We start from the raw sequence: 15,317 nt of genomic DNA on the forward strand, positions 1-15,317 counted from the left end.
AGTGCGGGGTTATTTTTTGGTGACAAGGTTTGCGGCCAGAATCAGGGCCTCCTGCATACTCGAGGGATCCGCGCAATTCATCCCGGCGATTTCGAAGGCCGTTCCGTGGTCGGGAGACGTTCTGACAAAAGGCGTCCCGAGCGTCATGTTGACGCCGGTCGAAAAGGCCTCCATTTTAAAGGCAATCAAACCCTGATCATGATAAAGAGCGACGACCATTCTGTCCGATTTGCCGCGGGACATCAGGAAAACGGTATCGGGAGGGAAAGGGCCGGCGACATCCATCCCTTCCTTGACAGCCTCTTCGACGGCCGGGCGGATCTCCGTTTCCTCTTCATGCCCCAGAATTCCCTTTTCCCCGGCATGAGGATTCAACCCGGCCACGAGGAGCGTCGTAATCCCGGATGACAGTTTATCGAGGCTTTGCCGCAGCGATCTTAGAAACGCCAGAATCGCTTCTTTTTTGATCCTCTCGAGCGCTTCCCGAAGCGGCAAATGATGGCTGAGCAAAGCGACGCGCAGGTTCCGTGACCAGAAGGACATGATGGCCTCGGGATGGTCGCGTTCAAGATATTCCGTGTGTCCCCGCCAGGACAGACCGGCAAGGCTCCAGGATTCCTTGGAAATGGGCGCCGTCACCAAGGCCTGCAATTCGCCTCGCCGTGCATCCTCCACGGCAGCCTCGAACCATAAGAAAGAGGCTCGTCCACCGGCTTCAGACGGACCCCTTGTCTTGGGATAAGTGACACCGGGCGGAAGATCGCGCAGCTCAATCTCATGATTCCATCCCAAACGCAGGCCCAAAGCCTGCTCGGCGCTTTGGATGATTCGTGATTCTCCATAGATCACATATTGTGCGGAGGGGAGGGTTTGTAACTCCGCTAGAGCTTTTACGACGATTTCAGGGCCGATCCCGGCCGGATCTCCGAGGGTGACCCCGATGCGGGGGGGCGTCATCGCCGTTTTTTTGCCGCCGTTTCTTCTTCTTCGAGCTTATAAATGTACTTGATATTGGCTTTGTAAATGAGAAGGTTGGGATCTTCCTGGCGGGTGAGCTTGATGCAGTTTCTGTCATACCACTCGATGGATCCCTTGAGCACCTCTCCATCGGCTAAAACAACCGCAACAGGTGTTTTCTTGTTCATCTGCTTGAGATAATAGTAGCTCTCGGCATGCGTATCCGTCGGAGGATGCATTTTCCTTTTCGCCGGATCTTTTTCCTGGGACATCTTCTCTTTGATCTCCGAAAGATCGGGACGTATGAGTTTCCTGTTCATGGGAACTCCTCCTCGGTTTTTACTGGTTGGACAGCCTTATTGTTTGAATCATAACATCCTGAGCCGGCAAAATGCAACTTTTTTGCGAAAACCGAGGGTGTGCGACGAAATCGATGCGGTGAGATCGGTACGCCCGAAGAGTCAGCCGGCCTTGACGTGCGACGCGATGAGCGTCTCGATCTTTTCCTTGGAGACAACCCCAACGGCTTTATCCCGGACTTCTCCTCCCTTGAACAGCATCAGGGTGGGGATGGTCATGACACCGTAAGTCTGGGACGACTGGGGATTGTCATCGACATTGACCTTGACGACCTGAAGACGGCCCTGATAAGTCCGGGCCACTTCCTCAAGAACAGGGGCAATCATGCCGCAGGGTGCGCACCAGGGAGCCCAGAAATCCACCAGAACGGGGAGTCCCGATTTCAGCACAAGCTGTTCGAACCCGGCGTCGGAGCCGTCGATGATGTGTTCACTCGACATGGATTTTTCCTCCTTGAATTTCCAAACTTTTTCGATAGAGCTTCAAATATTCTCCGGCGGTTTTCCGGATGCTGTAATTCCTGTCCATAGCTGCATTCATGATGCCCCGCCACTCCTCCTGCCGCTCGAAGATGCGCACGGCCTGTCTCACGGCATCCATGAACGCCGAACGGGAAAATTCCTCAAAAACAAATCCAACGCCTTTCCCCGTCTTCGGGTCATGGGGAGAGACGGTTTCCTTAAGCCCTCCGGTCGCCCGCACAACAGGAATTGTTCCGTATTTCATGGCGAACATCGCGCTCAAACCGCATGGCTCATGGATCGAAGGAATCAGAAGGATATCGGATCCGGCTATGACCTTATGAGTCAAAGCGGTCCCGGGCTCAAATCGAACCGCCACACGGCCCGGATAATCGATTTCCGCCTGCCGGAAAAACTTTTCGTATTTTTCCTCCCCAACGCCCAAAACAACCAGTCCGATATCCATGGCTATCATATCGCCCAGGGATTCCATGATGAGATCGACCCCTTTTTGCGGAGCCAGATAGGACACCATGCCCAGAAGAGGCCGCCGCAACTCCGGATTCTTCAGCCTCAGTTCTTCTTTCAGGTCCCGGCGGCAGACGGCCTTTCCGTCAAGATTGGACCCTTTGAAGCCGGCGGCGATATAGGCGTCCGATTCGGGATTCCATTCGACGGGGTCGATGCCGTTGCGGATGGCTGAGAACGTCCGTGGACGCCGATTCAGGATTTCCTTGAGCTTACCACCGTGAAGTCCGGAAAGGATTTCTTTTTTATAGGTCCGGCTGACGGTGTTGACCGCATCGGCATATAAAACTCCCGACCTGAGAAAATTGAACCGGTTTTCAAAAAAAGCCGCCTCGGAATTGAGAAAATCCCAGTTGAGCCCGGTCAGGGCCAGGCTTTCCGGAGGAAAATCTCCCTGGTAGCCGGCGTTGTGAAGCGTGAGCACGGAAACGGCGTTCCTGAAAAGAACCCGGCGTCCATAATGGGTGCGCATGAAAACGGGAACCAGAGAGGACGGCCAGTTATTACAGTGAATGATATCCGGCTTCATCCGGGACTTGATCATGTGTTCGCAGACGGCCCGGCCGAAGAGAACGAACCGCTCGTCATTGTCGAGAAACGGGCCTTGAGGCGAACCGTAGATGCTTTCCCTTAAAAAATGCCGGGGACTGTCGATCATGAAAACCTGGACTTTGCCCATGACCGCGGTCAGGACAGAGACCCTGACTCTATCTTCTCCAAGGGGAACGGTGAGTTCCGTCCGGACGGCCGAGGCGGCCAGGGAATCGATCTCCGGCTTGCGATACTTGGGGAGATAAACGGAAACTTCGGCCCCGGCGTCAGCCAGAGTCCGTGTCAGTGAGCCGGACAAATCTGCCAATTCCCCGGACTTGGCAAGCGGGGAAATCTCGGGCGTGACAAAGACAATCCGGAGGTTCCGTCTCATGTTTGGATCATAGAAGACGCCCTCCCAAAAGTCAACTTGCGGAGCAACGCGGCAGATGCGGCCGGATCGGTTCGCCCGCAGGGCCGAGGCTGTGCGTTATAAGAGCCGGAAATATGAAGAAAAGAAGAAATCCGGGCGTTTTCACGCACAGCCTCGGGCGGAGACTGGTTATTCACGGGCCGAGGCGGCGGAGACGGCTTTCGCTCTTCGGGCTCGGGGGAATCCCTTCTCAAGACGTGTCCGGGCCCCGGCGAGTCCCGTCCACTCCGGCTCCGAAACCGTTCGTGAAAACTCCAAGATTTTTTTTCTTTCTTCTTATTTGGAGTTTTCACCCTTCGGGCAAGCCAATCTGGCCATTCCGGCTGCGTCGCAGCCTGTTCGACGTAGCTCAACTACGCCCTCACAAACTGCATCCTTGCCGGAACGGCCATCTTGGCCTGCGCACAGTCTCGGTTCCCGGGTCTCGCTCTCCTCAACCTGCGGTTTCGGATCCGTGCCCGCTCGACCCTCCGACGGCTTGCTCCGGGATCCCCCCTGCGCCCCGCGAAAGCCTAAGAAAAAACTGTGGGACGCAGCAGATGCGGCCGGATCGGCTCGCCCGGAAGGCCGAGGCTGTGCGCGGGTCGAGATTGCCGTAGCGATAAGGAGCGGACTGCGCAGGCGTAGTTGAGCTACGTCGAGCAGGCCGGGACGAAATCGATGCGGGAAGATCGGCACGCCCGAAGGGTTAAAAGAGCCGGAAATAGGGGAAAAAATTGAAATCCCCGGCTCTTTTAACGCACAGTTTCGGCCTAGGAGGTGGCCCAGCCTAGCTTCTCTTTGACGAGATCAAAATAATTCCTCTTCGGCGAGGTCACAAGCAGCAGTTCGAGCGGAGCCCGTCGGATGTTCAGCACGTCGCCCTCAACCATGGCGCCGCCGCGCTGGCCGTCGAGCGTGTAATGAACTTCTTCTCCGGCCGTCAGGAGCCGGACGGAAACCCGGAATTCGGAAGGGATGAGGAGCGGGCGGAACGAAAACGTGTGGGGACAAATGGGGGTGATGACGGTCGCATGAAGACCGGGATGAACGATGGGGCCGCCTGCGGATAGAGAATAGGCTGTGGATCCTGTCGGAGTTGAAATGATCAGGCCGTCGGATTTGAGCCGGGCCACCGGCTCGCCGTCGACGGCGATCGTGAAATCGATCATGCGGGCCAGCGCACCCTTGGTAATGACCGCATCGTTGAGACAATAAGACCTTCGCCGGCCGACTCGGGCCTCAAACAGCCAGCGGGAACTGATGATATCCCGGTTTCCGCCGAGCAGGTTATCGAGGGTCAGAACGGCTTCCTCCGTCGGGATTTCGGTCAGAAATCCCAAGCGCCCCATGTTGACGCCCATGACGGGAATTCCGGCCTGAGCAGCCAGGTGAGCGATGCTGAGAAGAGTGCCGTCTCCCCCCAGCACGACCACGAGATCGGAGGCGCCGGGGATCCGTTCGCGGGCCAGGCCTTTTTTAGCGCCGATTTTTTCAGCCGCGTCTTTTTCAAGAAGACATCGAATGCCGCGTCGCTCGCAATAAGCAATGGTCTGCATCAGAACTTCCTCCACACCGACGGCGTGGGGCTTGATGACAAACCCGGCTTTAGTGATTTTTTTCATGCTCCTCTCCTATCGCCTCCTTGATCCGCCGGCAAATCTCCTTCTCCGACAGAGACCGTCTTTCAGGCGCCAGGAGGAAAAAGAACTCCCGGTTGCCTTTCCGTCCCCGCGTCGAAACGGACATGATGTCCAGAACGGCGAATCCGTCTTCCGCAACTCCGGCGGCGACGGCGCTCAGAACCTCTTCGTGAACGGCCGGATCGCGGACAATGCCCTTCCTCCCGACCCGGCCGCGGCCGGCTTCGAATTGCGGCTTGATGAGCGCCGCCAGAAGGCCGGATCCTAGAATCTGTTTCAAGGCCGGAAGAATTTTTCTTATGGATATGAAAGAGACATCCATGACGGCAAAGTCGGGTCGCTCGGGGAGATCTTCCGGAGAAAGATAGCGGGCGTTCTTTTCGATGGTGATCACCCGGGGGTCGCGGCGCAGGCCGTGGTCAAGCTGGGCGATATCGACATCGACGGCCATGACTTTCCCGGCGCCGCGCTGGAGAAGACAATCCGTAAAACCCCCCGTGGAGGCCCCGATATCGAGGACGACCGCATTCCCGACATCCACATCGAATCGGTCCAGCGCTTCGGCCAGTTTCAGTCCGCCGCGACCGACGAACGGCAAGCCTTCGCGAATCGCAAGGGGGACGACGGCATCGTAAAGACGCCCGGCCTTGTCGACCTTTTCCTCGCCGGAGTAGACCCGCCCGGCCATGATCAGGGCCTGAGCTTTTTGGCGCGTGTCGGCCAGGCCCCGCTCGACAAGGAGCTTATCCGCTCGTTCCTTCATCCTCATTCCGTTCGATACCCCGCCGTCTCAAGGGAGATCAGGACGCGGTCTTCCCGTAAAACGCCCGGATGTCCGCCACAAGACCGTCGACATCCAGCCCATATCTGCTCCTGATGATCTCGGACCGGCCGACGGGAAAAATATCGACGGGAAGCCCCATCGCCTTGAAGCGGACATCGAACCGCTTCTCACGGTCAAGAAGAGTGCGGACGGCACTGCCGAAGCCTCCGGTCACGATGCCCTCCTCCACGGTCAACACCGTTCCACCGTCCCGTGCGCGCTCGAGAATCAAGGCTTCATCGATCGGATGGGCGAACCGGGCGTTGACCACAGCCAGGGAAATCCCGACCTCTTCCACCCGGATCGCGGCTTCCAATGCCGGAGCAACCATGCTGCCGAGAGCCAGGAAAAGATCCCGGCCTTCCTTCAGGACTTCGGCCCGGCCGACCGGGAGTTCCTGAAATTCCTTGTCCAGGGGAACCCCGGCGCCCTTGGCCTTGGGAAACCTGACGGCAACGGGGTGTTTATAGCGAAATGCGGAATAGAGCATGTGCCGCATTTCATTTTCATCCCGGGGCGCCATGATGATCATGTTGGGCATGTGGCTGAGATAGGCGATATCGTTGACACCCTGGTGAGTGGGCCCGTCGTCGGGCACCAACCCGGCCCTGTCCAGGGCGAAAACGATCGGAAGATCCTGCAGACAGACATCGTGATAGACCTGATCGTAGGACCTCTGGAGAAATGTCGAATAGATGGCCACCATGGGCTTGAATCCGGAAATGGCCAGCCCGGCGGCGAAGGTCACGGCATGCTGTTCGGCGATCCCGACGTCGAAGAAGCGGTCGGGGTATGTCTCGGCGAAGGCGCCGAGTCCCGTGCCCTCCGGCATGGCTGCGGTGATGGCCAGGACGCGTTCGTCGGCCGCGGCCAGTTCGATCATGGTCCGTCCGAAAACCGAGGAATAGGTCGGCCGGGGATCCTTGTCCAACGATTCGCCTGAGGCGATATCAAAAGGCCCCGCACCGTGGAATTTGGCCGGGTTGGCCTGGGCCGGGGCATAACCGCGTCCCTTATGAGTGACGCAATGCACCAGAATGGGGCCGTCGTAGTCGCGGGCCAGTTCAAAGACTTCGATCAGCGATCCGATGCTGTGCCCCTGCACGGGGCCGATATAGCGGATGCCCAGCTCTTCGAAAACGAGCCCGGGGAAAATGGTCTTCTTGATCATTTCCTCCATGGCCCGACCGACGCGGATGAGCGGCCAGCCGATTTTCGGAATCGTTTTGAGCAGGGACTTGGCCTGATCCTTGATTCTCAGGTAGTGCTGTCCTGAAACGAGATAGGACAAATACTTCGACCAGGCGCCGACATTCGGAGAAATCGACATTTCATTGAAGTTCAGAACGATGACCAATTTCTCGCGGAGATGTCCGATCTGATTGAGCGCCTCGAGGGCCATGCCCCCGGTCAGGCTGCCGTCACCGACCACGGCGATGACGTTGAATTTTTCCTTCTTCTTTTCCCGGGCGACGGCCATGCCCAAAGCGGCCGACAGCGAGGTCGAGGCATGCCCGGTGTTGAAGGCATCGTGAGGGCTCTCCGCCAGGCAGGGAAAACCCAGCAGGCCGTCGCACTGGCGAAGGGTGCAGAATCTGTCCCTGCGTCCCGTAAGAAGCTTATGCGTGTAGCACTGATGCCCGACATCCCAGATGATCTTGTCCCTTTTCGTATCGAAAACATGGTGAAGAGCCAGCGTGATCTCGACAACACCCAGATTGGAGGCGAGATGCCCGCCCGTTTTTGAGACGATTTCCAGAATGCGGGCCCGGACTTCGACGGCCAGGTCGTTCAGCTCCCGCACGGAAAGCTTTTTCAGATCGGCGGGGGATTGAATCCCCTCAAGCAGCTTTCCCATCACGCCTTGTCTTCGCCGTCTTCCTCGGTCTCCACGGAGAACGGCTCGGCCTGAATTTCCCCGTCGTCATCCTTGAGCAGAATCTCCACCTTCTTCTCCGCCTTGTCCAATTCCGTTCGGAGAAAACGGGCCAGTTTGACGCCCTTTTCGAACAGAGCCAGGGATTCGTTCAATGAGACGTCCCCTTTTTCCAGGCGGGCGACAACCTGTTCCAGGTCCGCCAGAGCTTTTTCGAAATGGAGTTGGGTCATGGTTTCTCCTCCACGAACCGGGATTCCAGGCGTTTCTTAGGGTCGATGTCCCGAACCCGGCATGTCAATTCCCCTTTATGGAAAGATACGATGATATCCTCGCCGGCAACGGCCTCCTCGGCCTTCCGGATGGCCTGAAGACCGCCCGCTTTCCAGCAGATGGCATATCCTTTTTTCAGAACGGCAAAAGGAGATAAGTTGTGAAGCGAGGCCGTCAAGCGCTCCCAGGTGGCCCGGGGCCGCCTGATTTTTTCCCGCATGGCGGCAACCGCCTTTTCAGCCAGAACAAGAGTGCGCGTCCGGCCGGCGTTGATTTTCCTCAGTTCGCCGCGGATCACGGTCCGGGCCCTCTCCTCCATCTCATCGACCTGCTGCTGGAGGTTCAGCAGCCGGACCCGGAAGCCCTGGAAAATCCGGTGGTGGGTTAGGGCGGTGACGTTTTCGCGACGGGCTCGGATGCCATAGCGGAATTCCTGCTCCAGACTCCGGCGCAGAGCGGCGATCCGTTCCTGGAAAACGGTTTCCGTCTCGACCACGATTTCGGCCGCGGCCGAGGGGGTTGAGGCGCGCAGGTCGGCCGCGAAATCGGCGATGGTGAAGTCCACTTCATGTCCGACGGCGGAAATAACGGGAACCGGACAAGCGGCGATGGCCCGGGCGACTTTTTCCTCGTTGAAAGCCCAGAGGTCCTCGATCGATCCTCCTCCTCGGCCCACAATCAGAACATCCATGTCTCCGCGGCGGCCGAAGTATTCAATCGCGGCCGCAATCTCATCGGCGGCGCCTTCCCCCTGGACCTTCACCGGATAGAGGAGGATATGGACCCGGGCGAATCGTCTGTCCAGGATGCGGAGAATATCGGCGATGGCGGCTCCTCTCGGAGATGTGACGATGCCGATCTTTTTCGGAAAGACGGGAATTTTTTTCTTTCGGGCGGGATCGAACAGACCTTCGGATTTGAGCTTGTCCCGGAGCTGTTCGAAAGCCAGTTGAAGCGCACCCTTGCCCTTGGGTTCAACGAGATCGACGACGATCTGATATTCTCCCCGGGGTTCGTAGACATTGATCCGCCCGCGGCAGACGACCTGGAGCCCGTCTTTCATCTCAAAGACGGCCCTCCGGGCATCTCCCCGGAAAAGGACGGCCCGGATCTGGCTCTTTTCGTCCTTGAGCGTGTAATAGATATGTCCCGACGAATGACGGTGAAAATTGGATATCTCCCCTTCGACCCACACCTGAGGCAGCGCGGTCTCGAGAACGCCTTTGACAAGACGCGTCAGTTCTGAAACCGTATAGACTCGGTCGGTCCCGGAGTGGATCTCATCCATCACCCTTATCCTCGCACAAAAGGTCTCTCTGAATCGAGAGAGCCCGGCCGGTTTTTTCCTCGACGACGATGAAAACCGATTGGAGCATCAGGCCGGCCTTGGACGGTTCGAAGCGCACCGGACGGGCCGTCAGAAAGCGCTGCAGGGCCTGTTCCCGGGCGATCCCGATCACGGAATCGCGGCCGCCGGCCATCCCGACATCGGTGATGAACGCCGTTCCGCCGGGCAGAATCCGTTCGTCGGCCGTCGGAACATGGGTATGGGTGCCGACGACGGCCGAGACGCGGCCGTCGAGATGCCAACCCAGGGCCTGTTTTTCGGATGTCGCCTCGGCGTGAAAATCGACAAGAATGATCGGGGTCGATTCCCTCAAAACGGCGATTTCTTCATCAGCTTTTCGAAAGGGGCAATCCAGGGGCTCCATAAACACACGCCCTTGGAGGTTGAGGACCCCGATGCGCACGCCGTCTTCTCCGGTGAAGATATAGGATCCATGCCCCGGGTTGCCGGGAGGGTAATTGGCCGGGCGGAGAAGCCGGGGTTCCCTGTCGATATACGGAAGCCCTTCCTTTTTATCCCAGATATGGTTTCCCGAGGTCAGGATATCGGCATGCATGAAGAGTTCCCGTCCGACATCCTCGGTGATGCCGTTTCCTCCGGCGGCGTTCTCGGCATTGGCGATGGTGATCGCCGGAGAATACTTGCGCAGCAGAACGGGAAGGTATTTCTGAAGCGCCTTCCGGCCGACGGAGCCGATGACGTCGCCGATGAACAAAATGCCGATGCCCGCGGACGACGTCCGTTCGGACCTGACCTTCTCAGCGGGCATATTCCACCGCTCTCATCTCCCGGATGACCGTGACTTTGATCTGCCCGGGATAATCCAGTTCGTTCTTGATTTTCTGGGCGATGTCCTTGGCGATCAGAAAAGCCCGGTCGTCCGTGACTTTCTGGCTCTCGACGATGATCCGGATCTCGCGGCCGGCCTGAAGGGCGAAGGATTTCTGGACGCCCTCGAACGAGTTGGCCAGGTGTTCGAGCTTCTGCAGACGCTGGATGTAGGATTCCAGAAGTTCGCGCCGCGCGCCCGGCCTGGCCGCCGAAAGGGTGTCGGCGGACTGGACGAGAACCGCCTCAACCGACGGAAAATCGACGTCGCGGTGATGGGAGGCGATAGCCTGGATCACTTTCTCCGACTCACCGTACTTTCGGGTCAGCTCGACGCTCAATTCGGTATGCGTCCCCTCGACGTCCTTGTCGACCGCCTTGCCGATATCGTGGAGAAGCCCGGCCCTCAGGGCCACCTGGACATTGACCCCCAACTGGCGGGCCATGGCGGCCGAGAGGAAGGCCACTTCCTTGGCGTGCTGGAGAACATTCTGGCCGTAACTCGTCCGGTACTTGAGTTTGCCGAGAAGCTTGATGAGCTCGGGATGCAGATTCTGAATTTTGAGTTCGAGAACGGTGTTTTCGCCTTCCTGTTTGATGGTCTGATCAAGTTCCTGTTTGACCGATTCGACGATTTCCTCGATCCGGGCCGGATGGATCCGCCCGTCATGGACGAGTTTCTGAATGGACAGCCGGGCCAGCTCGCGGCGCACCGGATCGAAGCTCGAAAGAATGACCGCCTCGGGCGTGTCGTCGACGATGATATCCACCCCCGTCGCCTGTTCCAAAGCACGGATGTTCCGGCCTTCGCGGCCGATGATCCGGCCTTTCATGTCGTCCGAGGGCAGATCGACGACCGAGACCGTGGTTTCAACGACATGTTCGGCGGCCGAACGCTGGATGGCGTTGCTGATGATCTCCTGGGCTTTGACCCGGCTGTTTTCCCGGACTTCATCCTCGATCCGGCGCATGGCCTGGACGGCCTCGAGCCGGGCGTCTTCCTCGATCTTGCGAATGACATTGGCCCGGGCTTCCTCCTGGGTCATGCCGGAGATGCGTTCCAATTCCCGAATCTGTTGATCCAGGGTTTCGGAAACACGGTTTTCCAGGCCCTCGATTTCCTTTTCCTTGTTGAAGAGCCTCTCCTCCTTGGCGGAAAAATCCTTTTCCTTTCTTTCCAGGGACTGGATACGCCGTTCCAGGTTTTCTTCCTTGTTGACGAGCCTTCGCTCGGTTTCGTTGAGTTTTCTCCGCCGTTCCCTCGTCTGTTCTTCGAATTCGGCCTGGCGGGCCAGATCTTTTTCCCTGGCCTCGATGGCCGACTCTCGCTTGACTTTTTCCGCCTCGTCCCGGGCCCGGTTCAGGATGCTCTCGGCTTCCTCGCGGGCTTTGAAAATCTTTCGCGCGGCATCTTTTCTCCTGAGGAGGAGGAAAAGCAGGACGGTGAGTAGAATGATCGAGAGACCGACACCTGCGGTCAGAAGCGTGTTCATTTCAAGTACCTCCTCGCGATCTATTTCAAGGAGATCGGAAAAGAGGAGGTCAGAGAACCGGAATTAGGGAATATCCGGGAAAACCCCGAGGGAGGAAAAAGCCCGTCTCAGGAAGAAACTTTCTCCGATTCCGATGATGTATGTTCATTCTTATGCAGTTGGTCCTCTAAACTCTCGAGTTCCGTCTCCAAACGGCCAATGGCTTCGCTGAGTTGATCCTTTTCCCGGTGGCTCAGGAAAAGTTCGTCCACGATGTTCAAGGCCGCCAGCACGGCGATCTTAGCGACATCGGAGGATCCGGATTTCACGGCCACTTCGTTCATTTTCTGGTCAACATAGGAAGTCAGGTGGCTGATGTATTGTTCATCCTCCTCTCCTTTGACACGAATCTTGTAGTGCTGTCCGAAAATTTCGATGCTGATGATCCTGTCCATCTCAGGCTCAGAGGCCCAAGGCGTCGATCTGTCCTATGAGGGCTTCGATCCGCGCCTTGACGGCCTCCCGATAGCTCTCGCTCGTCTTGACGGTCTCCTCAAGACGGGCCAGCTTGCGGGCCTGCTCCTCAAACTCTTTCTTTTCCGACTTGATCTCCTTAAGCTGCTGTTTGAGCTTGTCGTTCTCAGTGGCCAATCGCTTGACGCAATCCAGAACCTGGGAGATCTTGCCTTCCAGTATTTTAATCCTCTCCAAATCACTTGTCAATTTGGCCTCCTTCCCTCAATACGGCCTGCAGGCCCGTCTTGAGATGTCCGAGAATGCTCTGTTCGGCCTTGTCGACCTCTTCGGTCTGGAGCGTGCGCTGGGGATGTCGAAAATAAAACCGCAGCGTCACACTGACCTTTCCTTCGGGAACACCCGGACCGACATACCTGTCGCTGAGTTCAAAGCCTTCGAGAAGCGGGATTTCGAACCTGTTCAGAACTTTCCGGATCTCTTCGAATCCGGTCGACCGGCCGACAAGGATGGACAGATCACGGACGGCGCCGGGAAAACGGGCCAGCGGAGCCAGCCGGAACACCGGCGGTTGCTTGGCCAGGATTGCGGCCAGATTCAAATCCGCCGTAAAAATCTCTCCGTCCAGATCCCACTTTTCGAGGATCTTGCGCGCCACCCGGCCCATCGACCCGATCTTTTCCCCTCTGTAGTGAACGGCCAGCGCCGTCCCGTCTTCGAACCAAGGGAAAGAGGCCCGCTCGAACCCGAACAGATGATAGCGCAAGCCGCCCAGAACCGCTTCCACGGCGCCCTTGAGATCGAAAAGGTCGGCCGGGCGGGACTTTTCCAGCCAGTGCGGCCCTCCCACGGCTCCCATGTTCAGCAGCCCGAGGGTCAAGTTCTCATGGTGAACGTCCTCGTCCCGGCAGTAGATATTGCCGATTTCGAAAATGTGAACGCCATCAAGGCCGCGGTTCGTGTTCCAGGCCGCCGTTTCGAGAAGACCCATAAGCAGATTCGTCCTCAGCGTCGAGGCCCTGGTCGAAATCGGATTCTTGAGCGAAACGGGATCGAGATCGCCGCCGATCACGGCTTCTTTTTCGGGATCGGAAAAGCTGTAGGTCACAACCTCGTCGAACCCCTGATGAAAAAGAATGTCCCGGACTTTCTGAATCGTCCGCCTTTTTCGGTTTCGGGGAGGTTCATAGGTCCGGAGAGGCGTCACGACGGAAGGGATCCTGTCGTAGCCGTAAAAGCGGGCGATCTCCTCGATCAGATCGGCTTCCCGCTCGATATCCACGCGGAAGGACGGGATGCCCAATTTCCAAACGTCTTTCCGTTCGTCCGCGATTTTAAAGCCCAGGGCTTCAAACAGGCGGACGATGAAGTCCGCCGGAACATCCACGCCCAGCAGATGTGCCACACGGGAACGGCGGAGAACGATGGACCGGGGTTTCCTCGGCTTGGGATAAACATCCAGGACGCCTCGCGACGCCCGGCCGCCGAAGGCGTTGAGCATCGCCGCAGCCATGCGGGCCGCCTGCGGCGCGAAATCGATGTCCGCCCCCCGCTCGAACCTGTAGGAGGCATCCGTGGACAGGCCCAGACGGCGGGCCGTCTTGCGGACGGACACCGGGTCGAAGCAGGCGCTTTCAATGAAGACATCGACGGTGGATTCGGTGACGCCCGAATCCTCTCCGCCGATCACGCCGGCCAGGGCCGCGGGCTTGTCCTCGTCGGCGATCACCAGCATGTCAGGAGCGAGGTCAACGGTCGTTCCCTCGAGAGTACGGAGTTTCTCGCCCCGCTGAGCCTTGCGGACGATAATACGGCTTCCGGCAATGCGGGACAAGTCGAAGATATGGATGGGTTGAGCGGTTGCGAAGAGAACGGCGTTCGAAACGTCGACGACGTTGTTGATGGGTTTCAATCCCATGGATTCGATACGGCGCCGGAGAGGCTCGGGGGAGGGCCCGACTTTCAGGCCCTTGACAACCAGTCCGCAATACCTCGGACAAAGGCTTTCATCCAGGATCTGGATATCGACCAGGCTCGATGTTTTCTGAGAAAACTCGGCCACCGGCGGGACGGGATCCTCGAAGGTGAGGCCCAGCATGGCGCTGATCTCGCGGGCCACGCCCCGATGGCCGAGAGTGTCGGGCCGGTTCGCGTATGTTTCCAAATCCAGAACGGGATCTCCACCCCTGTCCTCGACGCTTTCAGCGACGAGCCCGATGGCGGTGAGCTTTTCGACCAGCTCGGCCGGGGGCAGGTCCGCCTTCACGTAATCTTTGATCCATTCCAGGTTGATTTTCATTTCAGGTGAAACTGTCTCAGAAATCTCAGGTCGTTTTCATAGAACAGGCGCAGTTCCGGGATCTGGTAGGCGAACATGGCCATCCTGTCGATGCCCATGCCGAAAGCCCAGCCGGTGTACTTTTCCGGGTCGATGTTGACGTTCTTGAAGACCTGGGGATCGACCATCCCGGCGCCCAGGATTTCCTTCCAGCCCGTCCCTCCGCAAATGCGGCAGCCCGGATCGCGGCTGGAACAGGCCAGACATTCCACATCGACTTCCGCCGACGGTTCGGTGAAGGGAAAGAAACTCGGCCGGAAGCGGATCTTCGTGTTGTCTCCGAAAAGCGCTCGGAGAAAACTCTCCAAGGTCCCCTTCAAGTGGGCAAACGTGATGCCTTCGTCGACGACCAGCCCCTCGACCTGATGGAACATCGGCAGGTGGGTCGGATCCGGCGTTTCGCGCCGATAGACCTTGCCGGGAATGATGATCCGGATCGGGGGTTTTCTCTTCTCCATAACCCTGACCTGCACCGGGGAGGTGTGAGTCCGCAGCAACAGGTCGTCGGTGACATAAAACGTGTCCCAGCTGTCCCGGGCCGGATGATGAGGCGGAAAATTCAGAGCCTCGAAATTATAGAAATCCGTCTCGATTTCGGGTCCGTCCTCGATCGAAAACCCCATCCCCAGGAAAATCGACTCGATCTCCTGTTGAAAGATGTGGATCGGATGGGGAGCGCCCCGGTAACGGACGCGACCCGGCAGAGTCGGATCGAAGCCCTCGCCGGGAGAGTCCTTTTCGGCGGGGCGCGACTCCAGGGCCGTCAGCCCTTCCTGGACGGCCGCCTTGAACTCATTGAGAAGACGCCCGGCTTCGGGTTTGTCGGCGTTCGGCAGGCTCTTCATATCCTCGAAGAGCCCGGCCAGCAGCCCTTTTTTCCGGCTGAGGAACCGGTTGCGAAGACCTTCCAGAGACCGGGCGTCCTGCGCCTGATCCAGGGCCTGGTCGAATAACCGGCGGACCTCCTTGAGCCGGGCCGCGAATTCCTTCATG

Annotated in this window: 15 protein-coding genes; all 15 read right to left on the reverse strand. The window is 58.1% G+C overall.

Annotated elements, in window-relative coordinates; genetic code table 11:
* Positions 1–9: 9 nt before the first annotated feature.
* A complete protein-coding gene (gene pdxA, locus SCM96_09050) occupies positions 10–957 on the reverse strand; it encodes a 4-hydroxythreonine-4-phosphate dehydrogenase PdxA (GenBank protein MDW7760771.1) in 948 nt (315 codons plus the stop codon).
* Positions 954–1,277, reverse strand: coding sequence for an RNA chaperone Hfq (locus SCM96_09055; GenBank protein ID MDW7760772.1), 324 nt, complete (start codon positions 1,275–1,277; stop codon positions 954–956). The genes pdxA and SCM96_09055 overlap by 4 nt, the downstream gene beginning before the upstream one ends.
* A 141-nt stretch (positions 1,278–1,418) precedes the next feature.
* Positions 1,419–1,757: a thioredoxin gene (gene trxA, locus SCM96_09060; protein ID MDW7760773.1), complete on the reverse strand. Its 339-nt coding sequence runs from the start codon at positions 1,755–1,757 to the stop codon at positions 1,419–1,421.
* Positions 1,747–3,231 carry a glycogen/starch synthase gene (locus SCM96_09065; protein ID MDW7760774.1) on the reverse strand — a complete coding sequence of 495 codons (1,485 nt, stop codon included), beginning with the start codon at positions 3,229–3,231 and terminating at the stop codon, positions 1,747–1,749. The genes trxA and SCM96_09065 overlap by 11 nt, the downstream gene beginning before the upstream one ends.
* Positions 3,232–4,022: 791 nt before the next feature.
* Complete coding sequence (locus SCM96_09070; protein MDW7760775.1) at positions 4,023–4,874, reverse strand: NAD(+)/NADH kinase; 852 nt, start codon at positions 4,872–4,874, stop codon at positions 4,023–4,025.
* Positions 4,858–5,655 (reverse strand): TlyA family RNA methyltransferase, encoded by a 798-nt coding sequence (locus SCM96_09075; protein MDW7760776.1) that lies wholly within the window; start codon positions 5,653–5,655, stop codon positions 4,858–4,860. Before SCM96_09075 ends, SCM96_09070 begins: the two co-directional genes overlap by 17 nt.
* Positions 5,656–5,692: 37 nt before the next feature.
* Entirely contained in the window at positions 5,693–7,573 is a 1,881-nt protein-coding gene (dxs, locus tag SCM96_09080) for a 1-deoxy-D-xylulose-5-phosphate synthase (protein ID MDW7760777.1), read from the reverse strand.
* On the reverse strand, positions 7,573–7,824 hold the full coding sequence (gene xseB, locus SCM96_09085) for an exodeoxyribonuclease VII small subunit (protein MDW7760778.1): 252 nt from the start codon (positions 7,822–7,824) through the stop codon (positions 7,573–7,575). The genes dxs and xseB overlap by 1 nt, the downstream gene beginning before the upstream one ends.
* On the reverse strand, positions 7,821–9,152 hold the full coding sequence (gene xseA / locus SCM96_09090; protein MDW7760779.1) for an exodeoxyribonuclease VII large subunit: 1,332 nt from the start codon (positions 9,150–9,152) through the stop codon (positions 7,821–7,823). Before xseA ends, xseB begins: the two co-directional genes overlap by 4 nt.
* Positions 9,145–9,981, reverse strand: coding sequence for a TIGR00282 family metallophosphoesterase (locus SCM96_09095; protein MDW7760780.1), 837 nt, complete (start codon positions 9,979–9,981; stop codon positions 9,145–9,147). The genes xseA and SCM96_09095 overlap by 8 nt, the downstream gene beginning before the upstream one ends.
* Entirely contained in the window at positions 9,971–11,533 is a 1,563-nt protein-coding gene (rny, locus tag SCM96_09100; protein MDW7760781.1) for a ribonuclease Y, read from the reverse strand. Before rny ends, SCM96_09095 begins: the two co-directional genes overlap by 11 nt.
* Positions 11,534–11,640: 107 nt before the next feature.
* A complete protein-coding gene (locus SCM96_09105; GenBank protein MDW7760782.1) occupies positions 11,641–11,967 on the reverse strand; it encodes a cell division protein ZapA in 327 nt (108 codons plus the stop codon).
* Positions 11,968–11,974: 7 nt separating this feature from the next.
* Entirely contained in the window at positions 11,975–12,235 is a 261-nt protein-coding gene (gene zapB, locus SCM96_09110) for a cell division protein ZapB (GenBank protein ID MDW7760783.1), read from the reverse strand.
* Complete coding sequence (pheT, locus tag SCM96_09115) at positions 12,225–14,285, reverse strand: phenylalanine--tRNA ligase subunit beta (GenBank protein MDW7760784.1); 2,061 nt, start codon at positions 14,283–14,285, stop codon at positions 12,225–12,227. Before pheT ends, zapB begins: the two co-directional genes overlap by 11 nt.
* Complete coding sequence (gene pheS / locus SCM96_09120; GenBank protein MDW7760785.1) at positions 14,282–15,316, reverse strand: phenylalanine--tRNA ligase subunit alpha; 1,035 nt, start codon at positions 15,314–15,316, stop codon at positions 14,282–14,284. The genes pheT and pheS overlap by 4 nt, the downstream gene beginning before the upstream one ends.
* Between the last annotated feature and the right edge of the window lies 1 nt (position 15,317).

This window comes from Acidobacteriota bacterium (assembly GCA_033549365.1).
In the GTDB taxonomy this organism is placed as follows: domain Bacteria; phylum Acidobacteriota; class Aminicenantia; order Aminicenantales; family Saccharicenantaceae; genus JAWSUF01.

Bases quoted from the DNA above. Each gene is read 5' to 3' on its own strand.
- SCM96_09075 (MDW7760776.1), bottom strand. From the start codon at position 5,655: ATGAAGGAACGAGCGGATAAGCTCCTTGTCGAGCGGGGCCTGGCCGAC.
- SCM96_09055 (MDW7760772.1), bottom strand. From the start codon at position 1,277: ATGAACAGGAAACTCATACGTCCCGATCTTTCGGAGATCAAAGAGAAG.
- dxs (MDW7760777.1), bottom strand. From the start codon at position 7,573: ATGGGAAAGCTGCTTGAGGGGATTCAATCCCCCGCCGATCTGAAAAAG.
- pdxA (MDW7760771.1), bottom strand. From the start codon at position 957: ATGACGCCCCCCCGCATCGGGGTCACCCTCGGAGATCCGGCCGGGATC.
- trxA (MDW7760773.1), bottom strand. From the start codon at position 1,757: ATGTCGAGTGAACACATCATCGACGGCTCCGACGCCGGGTTCGAACAG.
- pheS (MDW7760785.1), bottom strand. From the start codon at position 15,316: ATGAAGGAATTCGCGGCCCGGCTCAAGGAGGTCCGCCGGTTATTCGAC.
- xseA (MDW7760779.1), bottom strand. From the start codon at position 9,152: ATGGATGAGATCCACTCCGGGACCGACCGAGTCTATACGGTTTCAGAA.
- xseB (MDW7760778.1), bottom strand. From the start codon at position 7,824: ATGACCCAACTCCATTTCGAAAAAGCTCTGGCGGACCTGGAACAGGTT.
- SCM96_09095 (MDW7760780.1), bottom strand. From the start codon at position 9,981: ATGCCCGCTGAGAAGGTCAGGTCCGAACGGACGTCGTCCGCGGGCATC.
- SCM96_09070 (MDW7760775.1), bottom strand. From the start codon at position 4,874: ATGAAAAAAATCACTAAAGCCGGGTTTGTCATCAAGCCCCACGCCGTC.
- pheT (MDW7760784.1), bottom strand. From the start codon at position 14,285: ATGAAAATCAACCTGGAATGGATCAAAGATTACGTGAAGGCGGACCTG.
- SCM96_09105 (MDW7760782.1), bottom strand. From the start codon at position 11,967: ATGGACAGGATCATCAGCATCGAAATTTTCGGACAGCACTACAAGATT.
- rny (MDW7760781.1), bottom strand. From the start codon at position 11,533: ATGAACACGCTTCTGACCGCAGGTGTCGGTCTCTCGATCATTCTACTC.
- SCM96_09065 (MDW7760774.1), bottom strand. From the start codon at position 3,231: ATGAGACGGAACCTCCGGATTGTCTTTGTCACGCCCGAGATTTCCCCG.